Source organism: Pseudomonas sp. PS1(2021) (genome assembly GCF_020405165.1).
Lineage (GTDB): Bacteria > Pseudomonadota > Gammaproteobacteria > Pseudomonadales > Pseudomonadaceae > Pseudomonas > Pseudomonas aeruginosa.
The window spans coordinates 5,212,542-5,229,777 of record NZ_CP084484.1; the positions used below are offsets into that span (position 1 = coordinate 5,212,542).

Here is a 17,236-nt window from a genome sequence, read left to right on the forward strand (position 1 = left end):
CTATTCCGCCACCAGCCAGTCGAGACGCCAGCCGCCCTGGCTCTGGGCCATGACCTCGGCCAGCCAGGGCAGCAGGTCGCGCAGTTCGTCCTCCAGCGGCCACGGCGGATTGACGATGGCCAGCCCGGAGCCGTTGAAACGCTCGGCGTCGTCGATCGGATGCACGTGCAGCTCGGCACGCAGCAGCTTCGGCGCGACGCTACGTTCCAGGGCCTGGTAGAAACGCTTGAGCTGGCGCTCGTCCTTGATCGGATACCAGATCACCACCACCGTCTGGCGCATCCGCCCGATCGCCTCGTCGAGCGCAGCGACACAACGCTGCAATTCGTCGGCCTGCTCGAACGGCGGATCGATCAGCAGCACCGCGCGCTTTTCCGGCGCCGGCAGGAACGCCCGCGGCAGCAGCCAACCGTCGCCCTGGTGCACGGCGACCCGCCGTTCGCCAGCCATGTTGGCCTTGAGCAGGCGGCCGTCCTCGGGATGCAGTTCGTTGAGCAGCACGCGGTCCTGGGCGCGGGTCAGGCGCCGCGCCAGTTCCGGCGAGCCCGGGTAGTAGCGCAGGGAGCCGTCCGGATTCAGGTGACGGATCACGTCCAGGTAATCGTCCAGTTGCTCGGGCAGGCCTTCGCGCTCCCACAGGCGGGCGATGCCCTGCTCCCACTCGCCGGTGCGGCTGGCCTCGTCACCCTGCAGGTCGTAGAGGCCGACCCCGGAATGGCTGTCCAGGTAGGCGTACGGCGTGTCCTTGCGCCCCAGCAGGGCGAAGATCCGCGCCAGCACCAGGTGCTTGAAGACATCGGCATGGTTGCCGGCGTGGTAAGCGTGACGATAGTTCATGATGACTGCTCCTTGGACAGCGCCAGGCAGCGCTGCTAGCCGGACCGCCCGGCCCCGGCGGATTCGCGCCGACCCCGCGTCGGCACAGGCCCTCGCCCATGGGCGAGGGGCGCGGATTCTACCAGCCTCCCGAGGCTTCGGCAGCGGTCTCGCCGTCGCAGGTTTGGCCCTTGTATCACGCATATCGATGTTGGTTGGCGACCTTCATTCACCAGCCTAGACTCGCTGGCACCCTGGCACCGCCTGCGACGGTCGATGCCTTCGCCGCGCCGCCCCACGATCCCCTTTCGCCGAGGTCGTCATGTCCGAAACCCTGCTCAGTTCCCGCAACCTGGCGTTCGAGCTGTACGAAGTCCTCGATGCCGAAGCCCTGACCCAGCGCCCGCGCTTCGCCGAACATAGCCGCGAAACCTTCGATGCCGCCCTCGGCACCGCGCGGAGCCTGGCGGAAAAGCTGTTCGCCCCGCACAACCGCAAGGGCGACGAACACGAGCCGCTCTATGAGAATGGCTCAGCCACGCTGATTCCGGAAGTGAAGCCGGCAGTGGATGCCTTCCTCGACGCCGGCTTCCTCAACGCCACCCGCAGCTTCGAGCAAGGCGGCATGCAGTTGCCGACCCTGCTGTCGCAGGCCTGCTTCGCCCACTTCCAGGCGGCCAACGTCGGTAGCTCGGCCTATCCGTTCCTGACCATGGGTGCCGCCAACCTGATCGAGAGCTTCGGCAGCGAGGAGCAGAAGCAGCGCTTCCTGCAACCGATGATCGAGGGCCGCTTCTTCGGCACCATGGCCCTCACCGAACCGCACGCCGGCTCCTCCCTCTCCGACATCCGCACCCGCGCCGAACCGGCCGCCGACGGCAGCTATCGGATCAAGGGCAACAAGATCTTCATCTCCGGCGGCGACCACCCGCTCTCCGAGAACATCGTGCATATGGTCCTGGCCAAGCTGCCGGATGCACCGCCGGGGGTGAAAGGCATCTCGCTGTTCATCGTGCCGAAGTTCCTGGTCAACGCCGACGGCAGCCTCGGGCCGCGCAACGACGTGATCCTCGCCGGCCTGTTCCACAAGATGGGTTATCGCGGCACCACCTCCACCGCGCTGAACTTCGGCGACAACGGCGCCTGCGTCGGCTACCTGGTGGGCAAGCCGCACCACGGCCTGGCCTACATGTTCCAGATGATGAACGAGGCGCGCATCGGCGTCGGCATGGGCGCGGTGATGCTTGGCTATGCCGGTTACCTCTATTCGCTGGAGTACGCCCGCGAACGCCCGCAGGGCCGCCTGCCGGACGGCAAGGACCCGAGCGCGCCACAGGTGGCGATCATCCGCCACGCCGACGTGCGGCGCATGCTGCTGACCCAGAAGGCCTATGTCGAAGGCGCCTTCGACCTGGGCCTGTACGCCGCGCGCCTGTTCGACGACAGCCAGACCCTGGAAGACGACGAACAGCGCCGCCAGGCCCACGACCTGCTCGACCTGCTGACCCCGATCGTCAAGTCCTGGCCCTCGGAGTTCTGCCTGAAGGCCAACGAGCTGGCGATCCAGATCCTCGGCGGCCACGGCTACACCCGCGAATACCCGGTGGAACAGTACTACCGCGACAATCGCCTGAACCCGATCCACGAAGGCACCCACGGCATCCAGTCCCTCGACCTGCTGGGACGCAAGGTCGGGCAGAACAATGGCGCCGGCCTGCGCCAGCTGACCCGCCTGATCCAGGATGCCTGCCGGCGCGCCGAAGCCCACCCATCCCTGGTCGCCCTGCGCCAGCCGCTGGAACGGCTGGTGGCGCGGCTGTCCGAGGTGACCCTGGCACTGCTCGGCGACCTGATGCAGGGCCAGGTCAACCAGGGCCTGGCCAACTCGGCGCTGTACCTGAAAGTGTTCGGCCATGCGGTGATCGGCTGGCGCTGGCTGGAGCAGGCGATCCGCGCCGAGGAAGGGCTGGCTCGCGGCGACTGCGCCGACGCCGACTTCTATCGCGGCAAGTTGCAGGCCGCACGCTACTTCCTGACCTGGGAAGTGCCTGGCTGCCACCACGAACTGGCGCTGCTGGAGGCCCGCGACGACGTGTGTTCGAGCATGCAGGAAGAATGGTTCTGATCCTGCCTGCCCTTTCCCGCCCCGGTCACGTCCGGGGCTTTTTTATGTCCGGGCATGGACGCCGGGTTGCCGTTGCCTGGCGGCCACGCCGGCGAGTCCGCGCGCACTCGCCCGGACAACGCGAAAGCCTTGGAATTCCTTCGAAAAAAACCGCAGCCGCCCCTTTACAGTCCGCCAAATCCGCAGGTTAGAATCACTTGGCATGCGGCCTGCATCCTGTCTACGTAATTCCCCTACGTAAAACCGACCCGTAGCGTCGCCTTCCCCCTGTCCCGCCGCGAGGAGGCCGACCTTGGACGCCGTCACCGTCAATAATTTCTTCCTGATCGGGGCGGTGCTGGTCGGCATGAGCATCCTCGTCAGCTCGCTGTCCTCCCGCCTGGGCATCCCGATCCTGGTGATCTTCCTCGCCGTCGGCATGATCGCCGGCAACGACGGGGTCGGCGGCATCGTCTTCGACAACTATCCGATGGCCTACCTGGTGGGCAACCTGGCGCTCGCCGTGATCCTCCTCGACGGCGGCCTGCGCACCCGCGTCTCCAGCTTCCGCGTGGCGCTCTGGCCGGCATTGTCGCTGGCCACCCTGGGCGTGCTGGTGACCACCGGCCTGACCGGCATCGCGGCAGCCTGGCTGTTCGACCTGCACTGGATGGAAGGCCTGCTGATCGGCGCCATCGTCGGCTCCACCGATGCCGCCGCGGTGTTCTCCCTGCTCGGCGGCAAAGGTCTCAACGAGCGGGTCACCGCGACCCTGGAAATCGAATCGGGCAGCAACGACCCGATGGCGGTGTTCCTCACCGTGACCCTGATCGAGATGCTCGCCAGCGGCCAGACCGGCCTCAGCTGGGGCTTCGCCCTGCACCTGGTGCAGCAGTTCGGTCTCGGCGCCCTGCTCGGTCTTGGCGGCGGCTGGTTGCTGCTGCAACTGATCAACCGCATGCACCTGGCCGGCGGCCTCTACCCGTTGCTGGTGATCAGCGGCGGCCTGCTGGTGTTCGCCCTGGCCAACGCCGTCGGCGGCAGCGGCATCCTCGCCATCTACCTGTGCGGCCTGCTCCTCGGCAACCGCCCGATCCGCAGCCGCCACGGCATCCTGCACATGCTCGACGGCATGGCCTGGCTGGCGCAGATCGGCATGTTCCTGGTCCTCGGCCTGCTGGTCACCCCCCACGACCTGTGGCCGATCGCCCTGCCGGCACTGGCCCTGGCGCTGTGGATGATCCTGGTGGCACGACCGCTGTCGGTACTGATCGGACTGATCCCATTCCGCGCCTTCCACGACCGCGAGAAAGCCTTCATCGCCTGGGTCGGCCTGCGCGGCGCGGTGCCGATCATCCTCGCGGTGTTCCCGCTGATGGCCGGCCTGCCGAACGCCCAGCTGTTCTTCAACGTAGCCTTCTTCATCGTCCTGGTCTCGCTGCTGGTGCAGGGCACCAGCCTGCCCTGGGCGGCCAGGCTGCTGCGGGTGGTGGTGCCGCCGGACCCGGCACCGATATCCCGCGCCGGCCTGGAGATCCACCCGACCAGCGAGTGGGAGCTGTTCGTCTACCACCTGAACAAGGAAAAGTGGTGCATCGGCGCCGCCCTGCGCGAGCTGAAGATGCCCGGCGGGACCCGGATCGCCGCGCTGTTCCGCGGCACCGAACTGCTCCACCCGTCGGGCAGCACCATCCTCGAGGCCGACGACATTCTCTGCGTGATCGGCCACGAACACGACCTGCCGGCCCTCGGCAAGCTGTTCAGCCAGGCGCCCGACCGGGGCCTCGGCGCGCGCTTCTTCGGCGACTTCGTGCTGGAAGGCGATGCCCAGCTGTCGGCGGTGGCCTCGCTCTACGGCCTGAAGCTCGACGGCATCGACGGCGAGCAAGCGCTGGGCCGCTTCATCGCCCACGAGATCGGCGGCGAAGCGGTGATCGGCGACCAGGTGGAGTGGAACGGCCTGACCTGGACCGTGGCCGCCCTGGAAGGCAACCGTATCCGCAAGGTCGGCGTGAAGTTTCCGGAAGGCCGCCCAGGGCCCGGACTTTTCCTCTGATTTCCTGTCGAATTCCCGTTCCGAGGCGCCTTGCGGCGCCTCGGAGCCACCACTAACCTGCATTCACCCTTCTTCGAGTCTCTTCTCGACCATGCCTGCCCTTCGCTCCCTGATCGCTATTCTTTTCCTCGGCCTCTGCCTTGCCAGTCCGCCGCTCCTCGCCCAGTCCGAGCCGCCCTCGGCCGAGGCCGTCCAGCAAAGCCTCGACAAGCTGGCCGAGCGCAAGCTCGCCGAAGCCGACCAGAAGGTCGCAAAGGCCAGCCTCGAACAGACCCTCAAGTTCCTCGCCGCGCGCGACGAAGCGCTGCAGAGCCTGGAGGACCTGAAAAAGCGCCTGAGCGACGCGCCCCGGCAGATCGAGGAAAACCAGCGCGAACTGGAGCGCCTGAAGAAGACCAAAGAACGTCCGGTCAGCGAACGCTACAGCGGCGAGAGCGCGGCCCGCCTGGAAATGCTGCTCAACGACCGCACCACCCAGCAGGCCGAGTGGCAGAAAGCCCTGGGCGAGGCCAACAGCCTGTCGATCACCGCCGAGACCCGTCCGGAACGAGCCCAGGCCGGCATCAGCAGCATGCAGGCACGGATCCTGGAAATCGGCTCGCTGCTCAAGGCCGGCAAGGAAAGCGGCAAGACGATCAACGCCGACCGTCGCGGCGAGCTGCTCGCCGAGCAGGCCGCATTGACCGTGCAGAGCCAGCTGTTGCGCCAGGAGCTGGCCGGCAACAACCTGCTGCAGGACCTCGGCAAGAGCCAGCACGATCTGCTCACCGAGAAGATCTCGCGCCTGGAAAAGGAAACCCTCGACCTGCAGGCGCTGATCAGCGAGAAGCGCCGCGAGCAGTCGGAAAAGACCGTCGCCGAGCTGTCCAAGGAAGGCGCCCAGGGGGCCGGCACCGACAGCCTGCTGAGCCAGGAGAACGCCAAGAACCTGCGTCTCTCCGACTACCTCCTGCGTGCCACCGACCGCCTCAACGTGCTCACCCGGCGCAACCTCGAGACCAAGCAGCAACTGGACAACCTGACCCAGTCCAACCAGGCCCTCGAGGAACAGATCAACGTCCTGCGCGGCAGCCTGCTGCTGTCGCGCATCCTCTACAAGCAGAAACAGGCGCTGCCCAAGATCAAGGCCGACCAGAGCCTGGCCGACGAGATCGCCGACCTGCGCCTCGGCCAGTTCGAACTGAACCAGGAACGCGACAAGCTGGCGACCCCGCAGCAATACCTGGACGACCTGCTCGCCCAGCAGCCCAGCGAGCAGGTCACGCCGGAACTGCGCAAGGATCTCGACACCCTGTTGGCAACCCGTTCCGAGTTGCTCGAACGGCTCAACCACGAACTCAACGCGCTGCTCAACGAAGCGATCACCTTGCAGTTGAACCAGAAACAGTTGCTTTCCACCAGCGAGAGCCTGCGCACCACCCTCGACGAGCAGATGTTCTGGATTCCCAGCAACCAGCCGCTCGACCTGTCCTGGTTCAAGATGACCCCGACCCTGCTGAAGAACCAGCTCACCGAGATCCCCTGGGGCTCCGGGGTGCGTGAACTGGGCGAAGGCCTGGTCGATCGGCCGCTGCTGTTCCTGCCGCTGTTCCTGCTGATCGCCGCGCTGCTGTGGAAACGCCGCTACCTGTACGACAAGCTGGCGGAGCTGAACGACGACATCGGCCACTTCAAGCGCGACAGCCAACTGCATACCCCGCTGGCGATCCTGATCACCATCCTCCTCGCCCTGCCCGGCACCCTGACCTTCGCCGTCGCCGGGCTGGCCCTGCTGCTGGACGCCCGCGGCCAGAACGCCACCCTCGGCAGCGCCCTGCTGGAAATGGCCCAGGTCTGGCTGCTGTTCTACACCGCCCATCGCATCCTCACCCCGGGCGGCATTGCCGAGCGGCATTTCCACTGGAGCCGCGAACAGGTCGGCTTCCTCGACCGGCACCTGGTCCGCCTCGGCGTTGTGGTCCTGGCGCTGGTCGGCGTGGTGACGGTGGCCGAGCACCAGCCGGCGAGTCTGGCCGACGACGTGATCGGCATCGCCGTGGTCCTGCTCGGCTACGCGGCCATGGCCTGGCTGCTCAGCCGCCTGCTGTTCAGCAGCCCCGGTGACGAGCGTCCGTCGCTGATCAAGATGATCGTCGGCATCCTCTTCACCGCGCTGCCGCTGGTGCTCTTCGTCGCGGTCTGCTTCGGCTACTACTACACCTCGCTGAAGCTCACCGACCGTCTCATCGATACCCTTTACCTGCTGCTGCTCTGGTTCGTCATCGAAGCCGCCTTCGTCCGCGGCCTGGGCGTGGCGGCCCGGCGCCTGGCCTACGCCCGGGCCCTGGCGAAACGGCAGAACGCGGCGAAGGAAGGCGTCGACGGCGAGACCAACGTCGAGGAGCCGACCCTCGGCATCGAGCAGATCAACCAGCAATCGCTGCGGCTGATCCGCCTGGCTCTGCTGATCGGCTTCATCGTCTGCCTGTACTGGGTCTGGGCCGACCTGATCAGCGTGATCTCCTACCTCGACAACGTCACCCTGTACCAGTACACCGCCGGCACCGGCGAAGCGGCCACCAGCGTGCCGATCAGCCTGCGCGACTTCCTCGCGGCGCTGGCCATCGCGGTGGTCACCGTGGCCCTGGCGCGCAACCTGCCCGGCCTGCTGGAAGTCCTGGTACTGCAGCGCCTGACCCTGGCCCAGGGCAGCGCCTACGCCACCACCACCCTGCTTTCCTACGCCATCAGCGGCATCGGCATCGTCAGCGCCCTGTCCACCCTCGGGGTCAGCTGGGACAAGCTGCAATGGCTGGTGGCGGCGCTCTCGGTAGGCCTCGGTTTCGGCCTGCAGGCGATCTTCTCCAACTTCGTCTCCGGCCTGATCATCCTCTTCGAGCGTCCGGTACGAATCGGCGACGTGGTGACCATCGGCAACCTGTCCGGCACGGTCAGCCGGATCCGCATCCGCGCCACCACCATCACCGATTTCGACCGCAAGGAGATCATCGTCCCGAACCAGACCTTCATCACCGGGCAACTGGTGAACTGGTCGCTGAGCGATACCGTGACCCGGGTCACCATCAAGATCGGCCTGGCCTACGAGACCGACCTGCCGCTGGCGCGCAAGCTGATGATGCAGGCGGTCAAGGAAAACCCGCGGGTACTGCGCGACCCGGAGCCGCTGCTGTACTTCCTGACCATCAGCGCCAGTACCTTCGACTACGAGCTGCGCTTCCACGTCCGCGAACTGGGCGACCGCAACCCCTCTACCGACGAGATCCTGACGAAGATCGCCACCAGCTTCCGCGAACACAAGATCGACATGGCTTTCAACCAGGTCGATGTGTTCGTCAAGAACCTCCAGGGCCAGCAGGTCCAGCTGTTCGTCGGCGAGCCGCAGCACAGCGGCGTCGGCAATCCGCCCGCGCTCAAGGGCCAGGACGGTCCCGCCGAACCGACCCGCTGAACCTCCGGGCCTGGACGCCCTCCGGCAATTCCCAGCACAATGCTCGGGAATTGCCGGAGGCCTCTCTTGAAATCACTCGACGACCTCGACTTCGACAACCGCTTCGCCCGCCTGGGCGACGCCTTCTCCACCGAAGTCCTGCCCGACCCCATCGCCGAGCCGCGCCTGGTGGTAGCCAGCCCCGCCGCCCTGGCGCTGCTCGACCTGCCAGCGGAAACCAGCGACGAAGCGCTGTTCGCCGAACTGTTCGGCGGGCACAAACTGTGGTCGGAGGCCGAGCCGCGGGCGATGGTGTATTCCGGCCACCAGTTCGGCTCCTATAACCCACGCCTGGGCGACGGCCGCGGCCTGCTGCTCGGCGAGGTGATCAACCAGGCCGGCGAGCACTGGGACCTGCACCTCAAGGGCGCCGGCCAGACCCCCTACTCGCGGATGGGCGACGGGCGCGCCGTGCTGCGCTCGTCGATCCGCGAGTTCCTCGCCTCCGAAGCCCTTCCGGCACTGGGCATTCCCAGCAGCCGGGCGCTCTGCGTGATCGGTTCGAGCACGCCGGTCTGGCGCGAGAAGAAGGAAAGCGCGGCGACGCTGCTGCGCCTGGCGCCCAGCCACGTGCGCTTCGGTCACTTCGAATACTTCTACTACACCCGCCAGCACGACCAGTTGAAACAGTTGGCGGCGTTCGTTCTGGAACACCACTTCGCCGACTGCAATGCAGCCGAGCGGCCATACGCGGCGATGTTCCGCCAGGTCGTCGAGCGCAACGCCGAACTCATCGCCCGCTGGCAGGCCTATGGCTTCTGCCACGGGGTGATGAACACCGACAACATGTCGATCCTCGGCATTACCTTCGACTACGGGCCCTACGCCTTCCTCGACGATTTCGACGCCAATCACATCTGCAACCACTCCGACGACGCCGGCCGCTACTCCTTCAGCAACCAGGTACCGATCGCCCATTGGAACCTGGCCGCCCTGGCCCAGGCGCTGACGCCACTGGTGGAAGTGGACGAACTGCGCGCCAGCCTCGACCTGTTCCTGCCCCTCTACCAGGCCCACTACCTCGACCTGATGCGCCGGCGCCTGGGCCTGGGCGTCGCCGCGGAGAACGACCAGGCCCTGGTCCAGGAACTGTTGCAGCGCATGCAGGGCAGCGCGGTGGATTACTCGCTGTTCTTCCGCCGACTCGGCGAAGAAACTCCGGAGCGGGCGCTGGCCAGCCTGCGCGACGACTTCGTCGACCGCGAGGCCTTCGACCGCTGGGCCGAGGCCTACCGCCGGCGCGTCGAGGAAGAAGGCGGAGACCAGGAGTCGCGGCGCCGGCGCATGCACGCGGTCAATCCGCTCTATGTGCTGCGCAACTACCTGGCACAGCAGGCCATCGAAGCGGCCGAGCAGGGCGACTACACGGAAGTCCGCTTGCTGCACCAGGTACTGAGTCGCCCGTTCGAGGAACAGCCGGGCATGGAGCGCTTCACTCGGCGCCCGCCGGACTGGGGGCGGCACCTGGAAATCAGTTGCTCCTCCTGACGGGATGCCCTGACAGAACGGCGGCCGATAATGCCGCAATGGAATAAATACCTTCGGAAAACTTCTTAGACGCACTAAGAAAAGCCGATTATCTTCGCCGCCACACTTATTCCAGCCTGTTCTACCACCTCCTGTCAGGCGCCTTGCCGCATGAAGATACGCGACCTCGATCTCAGCCAGAGTTCGATCAACACCGAACACCAGGCGCTAGGTCTGCCTCCTGTCGAAGATTTCGTCACCCATCCGGACGACCACCCGGTACTGCGCGCCGCCATGTGGGCGGCGGTGCTGATCCTGGTCGGCCTGCTCGCCTTCCTGGCCTGGCGCCTGTTCTTCGACAACGGCGGCAGCAGCGGCTTCGAGATCATCGAGCAGGCCCTGACCAGCCGAGGTTTCTGGAGCGCGGTGGCGGTGGGCTTCTTCGCCCAGGTGATCGACGGTGCGCTGGGCATGGCCTACGGCATTACTGCCACCACCTTCCTGCTCAGCGCTGGCGCCACGCCGGCCGCCGCCAGCGCCAGCGTGCACATCGCCGAAGTGTTCACCACCGGCTTTTCCGGGATTTCCCACGTCAAGCTCGGCAACGTCAACAAGTCACTCTTCCTCCGCCTGCTGCTGCCGAGAATGATCGGCGCGGTGCTCGGCGCCGTGCTGATCACCCGCTTCGACGGCCACCAGCTCAAGCCCTTCATCTCCGCCTACCTGCTGCTGATGGGCCTGTACATCCTGAGCAAGGCCTACCGCCACGTGATCACGCGCCGGGCACCGCGCCACGTGGCCAAGCTGGCACTCTTCGGCGGCTTCGTCGATGCCGCCGGCGGCGGCGGCTGGGGCCCGGTGGTCACCAGCAGCCTGATCGGCTCGGGTAGCGACCCGCGCACCACCATCGGCTCGGTGAACTTCGCCGAGTTCTTCCTGACCATCGCCAGCGCCACCTCCTTCATCCTCCTCGCCGGCCAGCCGGACACCTGGAAGATGGTCGCCGGACTGGTCTTCGGCGGCCTGTTCGCCGCGCCGTTCGCCGCCCTGCTGTGCAAGAAGCTTTCGCCGCGCACCCTGCTGGTCATCGTCGGCACCCTGATCACCCTGATCAGCGCCTACAACATCTACATCGGCCTGCGCTGACAGGCATAAGCGGCGAACACAACGGTCTAACCAGGCACGCTTTTCCTTGCCCGGGCGCATTGACCCGCCCGGCGCGCTTTCCCATGCTGCGTCCTTCCAATCTGCCCGAAGGAACGCTGCATGAAACTGGAAACCCTGGCCGTCCACGCCGGCTACAGCCCTGACCCGACCACCCGCGCGGTGGCGGTGCCGATCTACCAGACCACCTCCTACGCTTTCGACGACACCCAGCATGGCGCCGACCTGTTCGACCTGAAGGTACCGGGCAACATCTACACACGGATCATGAACCCCACCAACGATGTACTGGAACAGCGCGTCGCGGCGCTGGAAGGCGGGGTCGGGGCGCTGGCGGTGGCCTCGGGGATGGCGGCTATCACCTACGCGATCCAGACCGTCGCCGAGGCCGGCGACAACATCGTCTCGGTGGCCAAGCTCTACGGCGGCACCTACAACCTGCTGGCCCACACCCTGCCACGCATCGGCATCCAGGCGCGCTTCGCCGCCCACGACGACATCGCCGCCCTGGAAGCGCTGATCGACGAGCGGACCAAGGCCGTGTTCTGCGAAACCATCGGCAACCCGGCGGGCAACATCATCGACCTGCAGGCACTGGCCGACGCCGCTCACCGCCACGGCGTACCGCTGATCGTCGACAACACGGTAGCCACCCCGGTGCTCTGCCGGCCGTTCGAGCACGGTGCCGACATCATCGTGCACTCGCTGACCAAGTACATGGGCGGCCACGGCACCAGCATCGGCGGGATCGTGGTCGACTCCGGCAAATTCGACTGGGCGGCGAACAAGTCGCGCTTCCCGCTGCTGAACACGCCCGATCCGTCCTACCACGGCGTCACCTACACCGAGGCCTTCGGACCCGCCGCCTTCATCGGCCGCTGCCGGGTGGTACCGCTGCGCAACATGGGCGCGGCGCTCTCGCCGTTCAACGCCTTCCTCATCCTCCAAGGCCTGGAGACCCTGGCGCTGCGCATGGAGCGCCACTGCGACAACGCCCTCGCCGTAGCCCGCTACCTGCAACAACATCCGCAGGTGGCCTGGGTGAAATACGCCGGCCTCGCCGACAACCCCGAGCACGCCCTGGCCCGGCGCTACCTGGGGGGCCGCCCGGCGGCGATCCTGTCCTTCGGCATCCAGGGCGGCAGCGCCGCCGGCGCGCGCTTCATCGACGCCTTGAGGCTGGTGGTGCGGCTGGTCAACATCGGCGACGCCAAGTCCCTGGCCTGCCACCCGGCGAGCACCACCCACCGCCAGTTGAACGCGGAGGAACTGGCCCGCGCCGGAGTCTCCGACGACATGGTGCGGCTGTCGATCGGCATCGAGCACATCGACGACATCCTCGCCGACCTCGACCAGGCCCTGGCCGCCGCCGCACGCTGAGCGGATCGGTCAGTCCGGGCGAGCGTTTCGGTCCTTGCCCGGCCTGGCCGGCCGGCTAGTCTGGCTGGGATCCCCGACATGGAGAGCGCCATGCCACTGCCCACCGAACTCGCCAGGCACCTGACCGAAGAAAAGATCGCCTTCGTCCAGCGCAGCGGACTCAGGGCGGAAGTCCTCGAACCCGGCTACGTGCGCCTGCGCATGCCGGGCGCCGGCAACGAGAACCACATCGGCAGCATGTACGCAGGGGCGCTCTTCACCCTCGCCGAAATTCCCGGTGGCGCGCTGTTCCTGACCAGCTTCGACAGCGCCCGCTTCTATCCCATCGTCAAGGAGATGACCTTGCGCTTCCGCCGCCCGGCCAAGGGCGACATACGCGTCGAGGCACGCCTGGATGCCGAGCGCATCCGCCAACTGGAAACCGAGGCCGGGGAGCGCGGCAAGGCCGAATACAGCCTCGAACTGCAACTCACCGACGAGCAGGGGGAGGTGGTGGCGGAAAGCACCGCGCTGTACCAGCTACGCAGCCACGCGCGGCCCTGACTGGCAGATTTCGCAGGGCCCGGCGAAGGTTTTTTCTGCCATGGATCAAGGTCCGTAGCGAGCTGCGGCGCGACAGTGGAGAAGCCAGCGTAGCCATCCCACGGAGTCCGCCATGATCCGCCACCTCCTGGTCGCCCACGACCTCACCCCGGAAGCCGACGTCGCCCTCGCCCGCGCCGCCCAACTGGCCCGCCAGCACGATGCGCGGGTCAGCCTGCTGCACGTGTACGACCCGGGGCTATCGGCGTCGGCGGTGAAGACCGTCAGCGCCATGCTGCAGCTCAAGCGCAAGGAGGCCGGCCTCGACGAGGACAGCGCCATCCACCTGTTCAGGGGCCAGCCGATCGACGGCATCCTGCAGCAGACCCGGGCGCTCGAACCGGACCTGTTGCTGATGGGCGCACACCACCAGAAGACCTTCGAACGCTTCGGCAACACCACCCTCGACCAGGTGGTGCGGCGCAGCCGGGTGCCGGTGCTGCTCGCCGTGCGCGAGGCGGACGAACCCTACCGCCAGGCGCTCAGCGCCCTGGACTTTTCCCAGTGCGCCTGTACCGCGCTGCGCCAGGCCTACCGCCTGCTGCCGGTGGAAGCCGACCTGCACGCCCTGCACGTGTTCGAGTCCCCCGACGACGGCGTGCTCGGCCTGCCCAGGCAGAATGCCGCGCACCTGGCCACCCAGGCCGGGCTGATCGAACAATTGCTGAGCGACGAGCAGGAGCGCCTGCCGGGCGTCGGGCCGCAGCTGAGCCACGAAGTGGTTCCCGGCGTGCTGCCGTACAGTCTGGACGCCGCGTTGAAGCAGCGCCAGCCGGAGCTGCTCGCCCTCGGCCGGCACAGCCGCAACGCGCTGATGCAGGCGCTGCTCGGCAACCTGGCGCAACGTTACCTGCGCCAGCCGAGCTGTGACGTCCTGGTTACCTCGTAGAAGCGCTGCCGCAGAGGCTGCTCAGCTTTCGAGCAGCCCGTGCAACTCGACGAACTGCTGGGTCAACTTGTGCCGCGGTTCGAGGAAGATCAGCGGGGTGCAAGCCTGGTGCGACTCGCGCATCTTCACCGAGATCATCAGGTACACCGGCAGCACCGGCAGTTCCTCCGCCACCAGCTCGTCGAGCAGTTGCTGCGGCAGGCTGGCGCGCGGCTGGAACTGGTTGACCACGATGCCCTCGACCTGCAGGTCTTCGTTGTGGTCGTCGCGCAGTTCCTCGATCTCCTGGAGAAGGCCATACAGCGCCTGGCGGGAGAAGCTGTCGCAATCGAAGGGGATCAGGCAGCGATCGGCAGCGATCAGCGCAGATACCGTGTAGAAATTCAGTGCCGGCGGGGTATCCAGGTAGATCCGGTCGTAGTCTTCGTCCAGTTCGTCCAGCAATTTGCGCAGCTTGTTGATCTTGTGCTTCGACTCCAGCTTCGGCTGCAGGTCGGCCAGTTCGGGGCTGGAGGTGACGATGTGCAGGTTGTCGAACGGCGTCTCGTAGATCTCGACCCTGCCCTTCTTGCTGAAGGGCCCGGAAGACAAGGTCTGCTTGAAGAAGTCGGCGATCCCCACCGGCAGGTCCTCGCCGGTCAGTCCGGTCAGGTAGTGCGTGGAGTTGGCCTGGGCGTCCAGGTCCACCAGCAGGGTGCGATAGCCCTCCGCCGCGCTGACCGCCGCCAGGTTGCAGGCGATGCTGGACTTGCCTACCCCGCCTTTCTGATTGAACACCACGCGCCGCATGGGAAATCTCCGTGAGCCGAGCCTGATCCCGGATGATAGGCAAAGCCGCGGGCAAGCGCGAGCGCCGTCTCGGTCCTGACGTAGAGCGGTTCAGCGCCGGCGCAGGCTGGCCGCCTCACGGGTCACCAGGTCGATGAAGGACAGCGCCAGCGGCGAGCCCTCGTTCTGCCGACGGACCAGCCATACCGCAGTCGTCGCCTCGGGATCGCTCAGGGTGCGGTAGACCACGCCGTCGACCCGGGTGCGGCGGAACGACGCCGGCAGGATCGACACCCCCAGTCCGGCCGAGACCAGGCCGATGATGGTCATCGCCTCGCTGGCCTCCTGGGCGATGCGCGGGCTGAAGCCGGCCTGTCGGGTCAGGGCGATGACCTGGTCGTAGAGCCCGGTGCCGTAGCTGCGCGGGAAGAACACGAAGGGCTCCTCGGCCAGGGCGGCGATGGCCAGGCCATCCTCGCTGCCGGCCGCCAGCGGATGGTCGGCCCGCAGCACCGCCACCAGCGGTTCGCGGAACAACTCCACCCAATGCACCGCATCCGGCAGCGCCAGCGGGCGGATCACGCCCACCTGCAGGCTTTCCTCGAGCAGCGCCTTGAGTACCTGGCGGCTGCTCATTTCCTGCAGGTCGAGGTGTACGTCCGGATAGGCCTTGCGGAAGGCATGGATGCTGCTGGGTATGGTCGAGGTGAAGGGTGCCGAGGAAGTGAAACCGATCTTCAGCTCGCCCAGTTCCCCCAGGTGGGCCCGACGCGCCAGCAACACCGCCTTGTCTACCTGGGCCAGCACCTGGCGGGACTCGTCGAGGAACAGCCGGCCGGCGTCGGTGAGTTCGACGCGGCGGTTGGTGCGCTCGAACAGGCGCGCACCGATTTCCTCCTCCAGCGCCTGGATCTGCTGGCTCAACGGCGGCTGGGAGATCCCCAGGCGCTCGGCGGCGCGGCCGAAGTGCAGCTCCTCGGCGACGGCGATGAAATAGCGCAGGTGCCTGAGTTCCACGCGGCCCCTCCAATTAGGTCTTTTTACATATCAATCGTGTCGATCAATATATTGGAAATCATATAAACCTATCTATATCCTTTGCCACATAACCTCCAACAACGACCCCTTGTCCCTGAAATCCAGGTGGCGCGGCCTCGTTGTGCCTGCTCGCCACCGACCCCAGAGGTGCCCCGTGAGCAATCCGCAAGTCCGGCCACAGGCCGAAGAAGAACCCGCGTTAATCGAGGCGGCCCGCGAAGCAGCCAACGAGGTGCTGGAAGCCGCCACCGAAGTCGAACGCTATATCGAGAAAGGCACCCCGCAGTTCATGCGCACCTCGCTGGCGCTGTTCTCCGGCGGTTTCGCCACCTTTGCCCTGCTCTACTGCATCCAGCCGATGATGCCGGTGCTGTCCAAGGCGTTTTCCATCAGCGCCGCGGAAAGCAGCCTGGCATTGTCCGTCGCCACCGCCATGCTCGCCCTTGGCCTGCTGGTCACCGGCCCGATCTCCGACGCGATCGGTCGCAAGCCGGTGATGGTCGTCTCGCTGCTGGCCGCCGCGCTGTTCACCCTCGGCAGCGCGGTGATGCCCACCTGGCATGGCGTGCTGCTGATGCGCGCGCTGGTCGGGCTGTCCTTGAGCGGCCTGGCCGCGGTGGCGATGACCTATCTCAGCGAAGAGATCCATCCGCAGCACATCGGCCTGTCGATGGGCCTGTACATCGGCGGCAACGCCATCGGCGGGATGAGCGGACGCCTGATCAGCGGCGTCCTGGTCGATTTCATCTCCTGGCATGCCGCACTGGCGGTCCTCGGCGGCCTGGCCCTGGTCGCCGCGCTGGTGTTCTGGCGCGTGCTGCCCGAATCGAAACACTTCCGGCCGGCACCGCTGAAACCGGCGACCCTGCTCAACGGCTACCGCTTGCACTTCCGCGACGCCGGACTGCCCTGGCTGTTCCTGATCGGTTTCCTGCTGATGGGCAGCTTCGTCACCCTGTTCAACTACATCGGCTACCGCCTGCTGGCCGAGCCCTACCACATGAGCCAGGCGGTGGTCGGCGTGCTCTCGGTGGTTTACCTCTCGGGCATCTACAGCTCGGCCTGGGTCGGTTCGCTGGCCGACAAGCTGGGGCGACGCAAGGTGCTCTGGGCGGTCATCCTGCTGATGCTCGGCGGCCTGCTGCTGACCCTGTTCGAGCCGATCCCGCTGATGCTCGCCGGCCTGCTGCTATTCACCTTCGGCTTCTTCGGCGCGCACTCGGTGGCGAGCAGTTGGATCGGGCGCCGCGCCCTGCGCGCCAAGGGCCAGGCCTCGTCGCTCTACCTGTTCAGCTACTACGTCGGCTCAAGCCTGGCCGGCACCCTCGGCGGGGTGTTCTGGCATTACTACGGCTGGAACGGCATCGGGCTGTTCATCGGCTCGCTGCTGGTGGTCGCGGTATTGGTCTCGCTGCACCTGGCGCGCCTGCCGGCCCTGCCTGGCAACACCCTGGCGCAGGCCGCCCACTGAGTTCGATGCGCCGG

12 protein-coding genes are annotated in these 17,236 nt (G+C 66.7%); 9 read left to right on the forward strand and 3 right to left on the reverse strand.

Going from position 1 to position 17,236, the window contains the following annotated elements:
- Window positions 1-837 (reverse strand): 23S rRNA (adenine(2030)-N(6))-methyltransferase RlmJ, encoded by an 837-nt coding sequence (locus LE197_RS24940; protein WP_003095790.1) that lies wholly within the window; start codon window positions 835-837, stop codon window positions 1-3.
- A 301-nt stretch (window positions 838-1,138) separates the two neighbouring features.
- On the opposite strand from LE197_RS24940, the gene LE197_RS24945 reads away from it, so the two are divergent.
- The 8 genes from LE197_RS24945 to LE197_RS24980 all read left to right on the forward strand — a co-directional run bounded on the left by LE197_RS24945 (window position 1,139) and on the right by LE197_RS24980 (window position 13,945).
- Window positions 1,139-2,941 carry an acyl-CoA dehydrogenase gene (locus LE197_RS24945; protein ID WP_003114561.1) on the forward strand — a complete coding sequence of 601 codons (1,803 nt, stop codon included), beginning with the start codon at window positions 1,139-1,141 and terminating at the stop codon, window positions 2,939-2,941.
- A 292-nt stretch (window positions 2,942-3,233) separates the two neighbouring features.
- Complete coding sequence (locus tag LE197_RS24950) at window positions 3,234-4,976, forward strand: potassium/proton antiporter (RefSeq protein ID WP_003114562.1); 1,743 nt, start codon at window positions 3,234-3,236, stop codon at window positions 4,974-4,976.
- Between the two features lie 91 nt (window positions 4,977-5,067).
- Window positions 5,068-8,424: a mechanosensitive channel MscK gene (gene mscK / locus LE197_RS24955; protein ID WP_003103675.1), complete on the forward strand. Its 3,357-nt coding sequence runs from the start codon at window positions 5,068-5,070 to the stop codon at window positions 8,422-8,424.
- Window positions 8,425-8,490: 66 nt separating this feature from the next.
- Window positions 8,491-9,951 (forward strand): protein adenylyltransferase SelO, encoded by a 1,461-nt coding sequence (gene selO / locus LE197_RS24960; protein WP_003116144.1) that lies wholly within the window; start codon window positions 8,491-8,493, stop codon window positions 9,949-9,951.
- Window positions 9,952-10,101: 150 nt separating this feature from the next.
- On the forward strand, window positions 10,102-11,076 hold the full coding sequence (locus LE197_RS24965) for a sulfite exporter TauE/SafE family protein (RefSeq protein ID WP_226033716.1): 975 nt from the start codon (window positions 10,102-10,104) through the stop codon (window positions 11,074-11,076).
- 120 nt (window positions 11,077-11,196) lie between these two features.
- Window positions 11,197-12,474, forward strand: a complete 1,278-nt coding sequence (locus LE197_RS24970) for a bifunctional O-acetylhomoserine aminocarboxypropyltransferase/cysteine synthase (protein WP_016562437.1) — start codon at window positions 11,197-11,199, stop codon at window positions 12,472-12,474.
- A gap of 90 nt (window positions 12,475-12,564) precedes the next feature.
- Window positions 12,565-13,017: a YiiD C-terminal domain-containing protein gene (locus tag LE197_RS24975; RefSeq protein WP_003116142.1), complete on the forward strand. Its 453-nt coding sequence runs from the start codon at window positions 12,565-12,567 to the stop codon at window positions 13,015-13,017.
- Window positions 13,018-13,129: 112 nt separating this feature from the next.
- Window positions 13,130-13,945 carry a universal stress protein gene (locus tag LE197_RS24980; RefSeq protein ID WP_003095811.1) on the forward strand — a complete coding sequence of 272 codons (816 nt, stop codon included), beginning with the start codon at window positions 13,130-13,132 and terminating at the stop codon, window positions 13,943-13,945.
- A 21-nt stretch (window positions 13,946-13,966) separates the two neighbouring features.
- Here LE197_RS24980 and LE197_RS24985 read toward each other — a convergent pair whose 3' ends face one another.
- A complete protein-coding gene (locus tag LE197_RS24985) occupies window positions 13,967-14,734 on the reverse strand; it encodes a ParA family protein (RefSeq protein WP_023108833.1) in 768 nt (255 codons plus the stop codon).
- 90 nt (window positions 14,735-14,824) lie between these two features.
- Window positions 14,825-15,730: a LysR family transcriptional regulator gene (locus LE197_RS24990; protein ID WP_003095817.1), complete on the reverse strand. Its 906-nt coding sequence runs from the start codon at window positions 15,728-15,730 to the stop codon at window positions 14,825-14,827.
- A gap of 175 nt (window positions 15,731-15,905) precedes the next feature.
- On the opposite strand from LE197_RS24990, the gene LE197_RS24995 reads away from it, so the two are divergent.
- On the forward strand, window positions 15,906-17,222 hold the full coding sequence (locus LE197_RS24995) for an MFS transporter (RefSeq protein WP_003103690.1): 1,317 nt from the start codon (window positions 15,906-15,908) through the stop codon (window positions 17,220-17,222).
- Window positions 17,223-17,236: the final 14 nt, after the last annotated feature.

Excerpts from the sequence above, each read along its gene's own strand:
- LE197_RS24940 (WP_003095790.1), bottom strand. The coding sequence starts at position 837 with ATGAACTATCGTCACGCTTACCACGCCGGCAACCATGCCGATGTCTTC.
- LE197_RS24980 (WP_003095811.1), top strand. The coding sequence starts at position 13,130 with ATGATCCGCCACCTCCTGGTCGCCCACGACCTCACCCCGGAAGCCGAC.
- LE197_RS24970 (WP_016562437.1), top strand. The coding sequence starts at position 11,197 with ATGAAACTGGAAACCCTGGCCGTCCACGCCGGCTACAGCCCTGACCCG.
- LE197_RS24975 (WP_003116142.1), top strand. The coding sequence starts at position 12,565 with ATGCCACTGCCCACCGAACTCGCCAGGCACCTGACCGAAGAAAAGATC.
- mscK (WP_003103675.1), top strand. The coding sequence starts at position 5,068 with ATGCCTGCCCTTCGCTCCCTGATCGCTATTCTTTTCCTCGGCCTCTGC.
- LE197_RS24965 (WP_226033716.1), top strand. The coding sequence starts at position 10,102 with ATGAAGATACGCGACCTCGATCTCAGCCAGAGTTCGATCAACACCGAA.
- LE197_RS24985 (WP_023108833.1), bottom strand. The coding sequence starts at position 14,734 with ATGCGGCGCGTGGTGTTCAATCAGAAAGGCGGGGTAGGCAAGTCCAGC.
- LE197_RS24945 (WP_003114561.1), top strand. The coding sequence starts at position 1,139 with ATGTCCGAAACCCTGCTCAGTTCCCGCAACCTGGCGTTCGAGCTGTAC.